At 63.7% G+C, this 977-nt stretch carries 1 protein-coding gene; it reads right to left on the reverse strand.

Annotated features, from left to right (window positions below; all coding sequences use genetic code 11):
• Positions 1-977: DUF6531 domain-containing protein (locus NW213_RS16720; RefSeq protein WP_258323472.1), on the reverse strand; the 977-nt coding region annotated here is incomplete at both ends.

Genomic DNA, 977 nt, shown 5'->3' on the forward strand with positions numbered 1-977 from the left:
GATGCGGAACCCGTCTTTGGTGGAAATCTCAGACACCATGCGGTATCCGAAACGGTTTTCCGGCTCGCCGAAACGGTATTGGAGCCCCCGGATGTCGGTGAGTAAATAGCCCTGTGCGTCGAGTGTCCAGAGAAGCTGTTCCTTGCGGTCGAAATAGGAACCGCCCGGTTCCAGTACGGGCAGGAAGGACTCGCGCCCGTCGGCGTGGCGGAAAAGGAACGCCTCTTCCTCCAGACGGCGTATGCCCAGATTGTAGCTGTGGTGCCAGTTGTAGCCCAGCGGCCCGTCCACGGCGGCATCGCTGTAATAGGTGCGCTCCCAGACGATGGGGATGGGGCCGGGAAGCTCGAAGTCCACGTTGGTGTGGTACACCCTGCCTGTGGCGGCATCCACCGGCTCGCCGAACGTCTTGCACTTGATGGGCTGGAGAATGTCCGCCAGCCTGTTCTTTCCTTTCTGTCTCAGCCTGTCAATCAGGTCCTGGAACTTGTCGCCCAGCTTTTTCCATAACTTACCCAGTCCCTTGAGGCCGAATTTCAGGGCCAGGGCGAACATGTCGATGGTGGGCGGGCCTCCGACAAGCACCGGCTTGCCCGCCGAGGTGATGGTGGACAGCATGGAGGTGGGGGCCATCAGCGCCTTGCTGACCTTCTTGGGCTTGCCCTTGCGGGGGACGGTCGGTATTCCCACTATGTTGCAGGAGAGGGCCGGATGCGTCAGGGCGGAACAGGGGGCGCCGTCCGCCAGTACCGTCGAGCTGCCCATCCACATCTCGGACTCGGACATGCCGCTGACCAGCGGGGCGGAATGCAGGACGTACGCCGGCAGGTGCACGATGCCGATGCCCGCCTGGGCGATCCACTGGCCGTGCACCTTCACGGACGGGGCCATGCCCTTGAGTATGCTGCCCGCCACGCCTGCCACGCCGCCCGCGGACGGGGGGATGGCCGTTGCCAGGCTTGCCATGAGGTCGGCCA

Source organism: Bacteroides sp. ET336 (assembly GCF_024733815.1).
GTDB lineage: Bacteria > Bacteroidota > Bacteroidia > Bacteroidales > Bacteroidaceae > Phocaeicola > Phocaeicola cellulolyticus.